Origin of the sequence: Plasticicumulans sp. (genome assembly GCF_035331805.1) — a bacterium.
Taxonomy (GTDB): domain Bacteria; phylum Pseudomonadota; class Gammaproteobacteria; order Competibacterales; family Competibacteraceae; genus Plasticicumulans.
The window spans coordinates 1-6,351 of record NZ_DAOLKE010000208.1 but is presented as its reverse complement, the minus strand read 5'-3'; the positions used below and the strand labels follow the sequence as shown (position 1 = coordinate 6,351).

The window sequence follows — 6,351 nt, the reverse complement described above, 5'->3', positions numbered from 1 at the left end:
AGTTCAGCGCCTGCCGCTGCCGCCGGCGGCGGCGAGGATGCGGTCGATCAGGCAGAACGGCAGCAGCCGGCGCAGCCACCAGAACGCATGTGCCGGTAGCGTGACCGGATAGCGGCGACGCGGATGCGGGCTTTCGAGCGCATGCACGAGCTTGTCGAGCACCGCTTCCGGGCCGAGCGTGAACGGGGCGGCCGGGCCGGGTCTGGCGAGGCGCTCGGCCATCGCCACGTAGGCGGCGCGATGCACGCTGCCCGCCGGGTCGATGTGGCGATGGAAGGCGGCTTCGGCGTTGGCACGGAAGCGGCTGGTGATCGGGCCGGGTTCGATCAGGCTGACGTGGATGCCGCTGCCGGCGAGTTCGAGGCGCAGCGTGTCGGTCAGGCCTTCGAGCGCGAACTTGCTGGCGTTGTAGGCGCCGCGGTAGGCCATTGCGGCATAGCCGAGCAGCGAGCTGTTCATGACGATGCGGCCGTGCCCCTGGCGGCGCATGACCGGAATCACGCGATTGGTCAGCACCGCGGTCCCGAACAGGTTGGTTTCGAACTGCTCGCGCAGGGCGGCGCGCGTGAGATCCTCGACCGCGCCGGGCTGGCCGTAGGCACCATTGTTGAACAGCGCATCGAGCCGGCCGCCGGTGGCGTCAAGCACGGCATCGAGACCCGAGCCGATGCCGGCATCGTCATCCAGATCGAGCATGACCGCTTCCAGTCCTTCCGCCCGCAGCCGTTCGACATCGGCGCTGCGCCGCGCCGCGGCGAACACGCGGTGACCGCGTGCGCGCAGGCCGTGCGCAGCACAATGGCCGATGCCGCTCGAACAGCCGGTGACGAGGACGCTGAGTGCGCGCTTCGGGTTTGATGCAGATGGGGTCATGCTCAGCCGGCAATACGGTCGGGACGGGAAAGTTCGTTATGCTGCCGTGCATCACCCGAGGCGACCGGCGGCGAGCCAGCCTAGCACGCAGGCGGCGATGGCATCCGCATCGCCGAGCGGCAGCAGCGGCACGCCGGCCGGGGTGTGCGGGGGCGCATCGCAGGCGACGGCGAGGATCAGCGGGTCGGCAGGGGCGAGCAGCGGCTGTCCGAGTGCCGGCCGGTGCAGTTCGAGTCTGGGAATCGGCGCATGCTTCCAGCCCTCGACGAGGATCAGGTCCGGGGCGGCCGGCGCGCGTGCGAGCAGCGCCAGACATTCCGCCAGGTTGCGGCTGCAGGCCTCGATGCGCGCCAGCCGTCGCGGTGCGGCCACCACCACCTGCGCGGCACCGGCCATCCGCAGCCGCTGGCTGTCCTTGCCGGTACGGTCGAGGTCGAGGGCGTGGTGGCTGTGCTTGGCGAGTCCGAGCCGCAGGCCGGCCGCCACGAGCCGCGGGATCAGTTCGAGCAGCAGCGTTGTCTTGCCCGTCCCGCTGCAGGCGGCGAATCCGAGGCAGGGGCGCACAGACGGATGCAACATCAGCAGGAGCACCAGGGAGATGGATGACGGAATCGGCAGTATGCCGGAGCAGGATGCCGGCGCCTTGACCGCGATCGTGCCGGCAACGGAAGAAACGGCGATCGAGGCCTATATCGACGAGGTCTGGATGGAGATGGGCCTGAGCACCAACACGCTCGCGGCCTATCGCGCCGATCTGCGCGCCTGCGCCGGCTGGCTGTCGCTCAGGCGCTGCGGCATGACGCTGCTGCAGGCCGGCGCCGCTGACCTGCAGGCCTATCTGGCCGCCCGCCACACGCTGTCGCCGCGCAGCCTCGCGCGGCTGCAGTCGGCGCTGCGGCATTACTACCGTCATCAGCTGCGCCACGGCCGCATCGCCGTCGACCCGACCGGCGCGATCGAAACCCCGAAGCTCGGCCGCCGGCTGCCGGGCTCGCTGTCGGAAGCCGAAGTCGAGGCGCTGCTGGCGGCGCCCGATGCCGGCACCTCGCTCGGGCTGCGCGATCGCGCCATGCTCGAACTGCTGTACGCGACCGGCCTGCGCGTCAGCGAGCTGGTCACGCTCGGTCGCGATCAGGTCAACCCGCGCGGCGGTGTGCTGCGCGTCAGCGGCAAGGGCAACAAGGAGCGGCTGGTGCCGATCGGCGAGACCGCGCTCGACTGGCTGGAGCGCTATCTCGCCGAGGCCCGTCCGGCGCTGCTCGGCATGCGGCTCACCGAGGCGCTGTTCGTGACCTCGCGCGGCGAATCGATGACGCGGCAGAACTTCTGGTACCTGATCAAGCGCTACGCGATGACCGCCGGTATCGACCCGATGCGCTTGTCACCGCATACGCTGCGCCATGCCTTCGCGACGCATCTGGTCAACCATGGCGCCGACCTGCGCGTCGTGCAGCTGCTGCTCGGGCATTCGGATCTGTCGACGACGCAGATCTACACGCACGTCGCGCGCGAGCGCCTGAAGCGCCTGCACGAGCGCCACCACCCGCGCGGCTAGCGGCGGGCCGTCGTCCGCGGCCGTCGTTCGACCGATGCATCTGCGGCAGGGCTGCCCTGCGTATGTGCCGGGTGCGCGGGCGCAGGCCGCGCGTTACGCTGCCGCCCTTCCCCGGATGACCCGATACGGAATCCCGCCATGCTGAAACCCCTGTTCGCCGCCCTCGCGATCGCCCTGGGTACGGCGACCGCTGCCGCCGGAGAGGCCGCGCCCGCGGCCGGTCCCGACCTGACGCGGCTCAGTGCCGTGCTCGACGGCCGCAAGCCCGATGCCGTGAACCCGACGCCGGTGCCGGGCCTGTACGAGGTCATCCTCGGGGCGCGCGTGCTGTACGTCAGCGCCGATGGCCGCTACGTGCTGCGCGGCGATCTGGTCGACATCGACAAGGGCGAGAACCTGACCGAGGCACGCAGCGGCCAGCTGCGCGTGCGGGCGATCGCCGCGGTGCCGGAATCCGACATGATCGTGTTCGCGCCACCCGGTCCGGTGCAGGCCAAGCACACGGTGACGGTGTTCACCGACATCGACTGCGGCTACTGCCGCAAGCTGCATTCGGAGATCGACAACTACCTGCGCGCCGGCATCCGCGTGCGCTATCTCGCCTATCCGCGCAGCGGCCTGCGCGGCGAGTCCTATGACAAGGCCGTCAGCGTCTGGTGTGCCGAGGACCCGAAGGCGGCGATCACCAGTGCCAAGAAGGGCCAGGCGGTCGCGAAGGCGAGCTGCCCGGACAACCCGGTCGCGAAGGAATACGAACTCGGCAACCAGGTCGGCGTGCAGGGCACGCCGACCATCGTGCTCGAAAACGGTGATCTGGTGCCCGGCTACGTGCCGGCGGCGCGGCTGGTGATGATGCTCGACCATCCCGAGCTGCGCTGAGGCGCGGACAGGCCGCGCATAACCGGCCGGCACGAAAACGGGGCCTCGCGGCCCCGTTTTCATCGGGTTGACTTCATCGGGCTGACGGCGGGATCAGTTCAGCAGCAGCGAGGCCATGCGCCGGCGGAAGGTGCCGGTGACCGGGTGCTCGTTGCCGAGCAGCTCGAACAGCTTCAGCAGGCCCTGACGCCCGGCGTCGTCGCCGAAGGCGCGGCTGCGGCGCATCAGTTCGAGGTATTGCGCGGCGGCGCCCTCGTGCTCGCTGGCCCCGAGCAGCGCCTCGGCCAGTTCGAGACGGGCGGCGTGGTCGTTCGGGTCGGCGGCGAGCCGGGCTTCGAGCGGCACGGTGTCGATGCCCTTCGGCGCGGCCTCGGCGACTTCGAGGCGCGCGAGCAGCTCCGGCACCGGGTCCATGCGCTGCAGCTCCTCGGGGAGCTTGCGCAGGATGTTGCCGGCTTCCTTGTAGCGGCCGAGATCGAGCAGCTTCGCGGCCAGCGACACCTGCAGGTCCGGCTCGGCCGGGCTCTCGCGCAGGCCTTCGAGCAGGCGGCGCACCGCCGCCTCGCGCTCGCCGGATTCCCACAGCGCCTCGGATTCGGCGATGACCTTGTCGGCCGGTCGCGGCCGGTACTGGTCGATGCGCCGGCGGTATTCGGTCTCGGGCTGCACGCCGGCGAGCGCATCGACGATCTGGCCCTGGAACACGATCAGCACGGTCGGCAGCGTGCGCACGCCGAAGTGCTGCGCGATCTGGACCTCGCGGTCGGCATCGACGATCGCGAGCAGGAAGTCGCCGTGGTACTCGGCGGCGAGTTTCTCCAGCGTCGCGCCGAGCGCACGGCTCTGTTCCGACCTGCCGGAGCGGAACTCGACGAGCACCGGCACCTGCATGGAGTTGTCGATGACGTAGGGCTGGAAGGTCTGGAGCCCGACGTTGAAGTGATACGTCTGCTGCGGATCGTTCATCGGCGTGTTTGCGACTGGCTCGGAAAGCGGGCGGGCGGGGAGATCAGCGGATCAGCTCGCCGAGCTTGCCGGGCTTGCCGTCCCAGTCCTGCGCGTCGGGCAGCGGATCCTTCTGCTCGGTGATCACCGGCCAGTCCTTGGCGAGATCGGCGTTGAGCTGGATGAAGTGCTCCTGACCGGCCGGCAGGTCGTCCTCGGCGAAGATCGCCTCGGCCGGGCATTCCGGTTCGCACAGCGTGCAGTCGATGCATTCCTCGGGATCGATGACCAGGAAGTTCGGGCCTTCGTGGAAGCAGTCGACCGGGCAGACCTCGACGCAGTCGGTGTACTTGCACTTGATGCAGTTTTCGGTGACGACGAACGTCATGGCGGTATCCCTCGTTCAAACAACACAAGCAGGCAGGCAGACAACAGACAGACGAAAAACCGGTCTGGATGCGGCGGCAGGCCGCGCAGTGTACGGCCGGGTGCCGGCAGCTCAAAGCGTGCCGGGCTGCGGCCGGCTCAGGGCAGCAGGGATTTCAGGTGGTAGAGCGCGGCGAGGGCCTCGCGCGGACTCAGGCTGTCCGGATCGATGCCGCTGAGGGCCTCGACCACGGCATTCGGTTCCGGCGCGAACAGCGGAAGCTGCGGATCGGGCTCGGCCGGCAGCTGCGCGCGACGCGCCGGCACGCGTTCGAGTTCCTTCAGCTTGCGCCGCGCCGCCGCGACCACCGGCTTCGGCATGCCGGCGAGGGCGGCGACCGCCAGCCCGTAGCTGCGGCTGGCCGGGCCGTCCTGCAGCGCGTGCAGGAACACGATGCCCTCGCCGTGCTCGACCGCGTCGAGATGCACGTTGGCGATGCCGGCGTGTTCGTCGGGCAGGCGCGTCAGCTCGAAGTAATGCGTCGCGAACAGCGTGCATGCGCCGATCTGCGCCAGCCTGTGTGCGCAGGCCCAGGCGAGCGACAGGCCATCGAAGGTCGAGGTGCCGCGGCCGATCTCGTCCATCAGCACCAGCGATCCGGCGGTGGCGTTGTGCAGGATGTTGGCGGTCTCGGTCATCTCGACCATGAAGGTCGAGCGCCCGGAGGCGAGATCATCGGCCGCACCGATGCGCGTGAAGATGCGATCGACCGGGCCGATGCGGGCGCTCTTCGCCGGCACGTAGCTGCCGATGTGCGCAAGCAGCACGATCAGCGCCGTCTGGCGCATGTAGGTCGACTTGCCGCCCATGTTCGGGCCGGTGATCACCAGCAGCCGGCGGCTGTCGTCGAAGCGCAGGTCGTTCGGCACGAAGGGCGCGTCGCTGACCTGCTCGACCACCGGGTGGCGGCCGGCGACGATATCGATGCCGGGTTCGTCGGTGAGTTCAGGGCAGGCCAGGTCGAGTGCCCCGGCGCGCTCGGCGAGCGTCGTCAGCGCGTCGAGTTCGGCGAGGGCCGCGGCGAGGCGCTGCAGCGGCCCGAGTCCGGCGATCAGCGCATCGAGCAGGCCATCGTACAAGGCCTTCTCGCGCGCCAGCGCCCGTTCGCGGGCCGACAGCACCTTGTCCTCGAAGGCCTTCAGCTCGGGCGTGATGTAGCGCTCGACGCCCTTGAGCGTCTGGCGCCGGTGCCAGTGCACCGGCACGGTGCCGGCGGCGGCGCGCGTCAGTTCGATGTAGTAGCCGGTGACGCGGTTGTAGCCGAGCTTCAGGTTCAGGCCGGTGCGTTCGCGCTCCTTCGCTTCCAGATCGACGAGAAACTGATCGGCGTTCTCCGACAGCGCGCGCAGCTCGTCGAGTTCGGCATCGAAACCGGCAGCGATCATGCCGCCGTCGCGGGTCAGCAGCGGCGGCTGCTCGACCAGCGCGCGTTCGAGCAGCGCGAGCGTGTCCGGATGCTCGCCGAAGTCCGCGCACAGCTCGCCGAGGCGCGGGGAGTCGATGCCGTCCGCGCCGGCCCGCAGCGCCGGCAGGCGCGTGAGTGCCGCGCGCAGGCCGCCGAGATCGCGCGGGCGTGCCGATTTCAGCGCCACGCGCGCGAGGATGCGCTCGACATCCGGCACGCCGCGCAGCAGCTCGCGCAGCGGTTCGTGCGCGCGCGCGCCGAGCAGCT

At 70.1% G+C, this 6,351-nt stretch carries 7 protein-coding genes; 2 read left to right on the top strand and 5 right to left on the bottom strand.

Annotated features, from left to right (window positions below; genetic code table 11):
- Positions 1-3: 3 nt before the first annotated feature.
- Positions 4-873 (bottom strand): SDR family NAD(P)-dependent oxidoreductase, encoded by an 870-nt coding sequence (locus PKE44_RS13465; protein WP_324552045.1) that lies wholly within the window; start codon positions 871-873, stop codon positions 4-6.
- 51 nt (positions 874-924) lie between these two features.
- Positions 925-1,452 (bottom strand): molybdopterin-guanine dinucleotide biosynthesis protein B, encoded by a 528-nt coding sequence (gene mobB / locus PKE44_RS13460; protein ID WP_324552043.1) that lies wholly within the window; start codon positions 1,450-1,452, stop codon positions 925-927.
- Positions 1,453-1,492: 40 nt separating this feature from the next.
- Between mobB and xerD the strand changes: the two genes are divergently transcribed.
- Positions 1,493-2,428: a site-specific tyrosine recombinase XerD gene (gene xerD / locus PKE44_RS13455; protein WP_324552041.1), complete on the top strand. Its 936-nt coding sequence runs from the start codon at positions 1,493-1,495 to the stop codon at positions 2,426-2,428.
- A 138-nt stretch (positions 2,429-2,566) separates the two neighbouring features.
- Complete coding sequence (locus PKE44_RS13450; RefSeq protein WP_324552039.1) at positions 2,567-3,307, top strand: DsbC family protein; 741 nt, start codon at positions 2,567-2,569, stop codon at positions 3,305-3,307.
- 93 nt (positions 3,308-3,400) lie between these two features.
- On the opposite strand, the gene PKE44_RS13445 is transcribed toward PKE44_RS13450, so the two are convergent.
- The 3 genes from PKE44_RS13445 to mutS all read right to left on the bottom strand — a co-directional run.
- Entirely contained in the window at positions 3,401-4,273 is an 873-nt protein-coding gene (locus PKE44_RS13445) for a tetratricopeptide repeat protein (RefSeq protein WP_324552037.1), read from the bottom strand.
- 43 nt (positions 4,274-4,316) lie between these two features.
- The gene (fdxA, locus tag PKE44_RS13440) at positions 4,317-4,640 is read right to left on the bottom strand and encodes a ferredoxin FdxA (RefSeq protein WP_324552035.1); all 324 of its coding nucleotides are present in this window, start codon (positions 4,638-4,640) and stop codon (positions 4,317-4,319) included.
- A 137-nt stretch (positions 4,641-4,777) separates the two neighbouring features.
- Positions 4,778-6,351: DNA mismatch repair protein MutS (mutS, locus tag PKE44_RS13435; protein WP_324552033.1), on the bottom strand; the 1,574-nt coding region annotated here is incomplete at its 5' end.

Excerpts from the sequence above, each read along its gene's own strand:
- xerD (WP_324552041.1), top strand. The coding sequence starts at position 1,493 with ATGCCGGAGCAGGATGCCGGCGCCTTGACCGCGATCGTGCCGGCAACG.
- PKE44_RS13445 (WP_324552037.1), bottom strand. The coding sequence starts at position 4,273 with ATGAACGATCCGCAGCAGACGTATCACTTCAACGTCGGGCTCCAGACC.
- PKE44_RS13465 (WP_324552045.1), bottom strand. The coding sequence starts at position 873 with ATGACCCCATCTGCATCAAACCCGAAGCGCGCACTCAGCGTCCTCGTC.
- PKE44_RS13450 (WP_324552039.1), top strand. The coding sequence starts at position 2,567 with ATGCTGAAACCCCTGTTCGCCGCCCTCGCGATCGCCCTGGGTACGGCG.
- mobB (WP_324552043.1), bottom strand. The coding sequence starts at position 1,452 with ATGTTGCATCCGTCTGTGCGCCCCTGCCTCGGATTCGCCGCCTGCAGC.
- fdxA (WP_324552035.1), bottom strand. The coding sequence starts at position 4,640 with ATGACGTTCGTCGTCACCGAAAACTGCATCAAGTGCAAGTACACCGAC.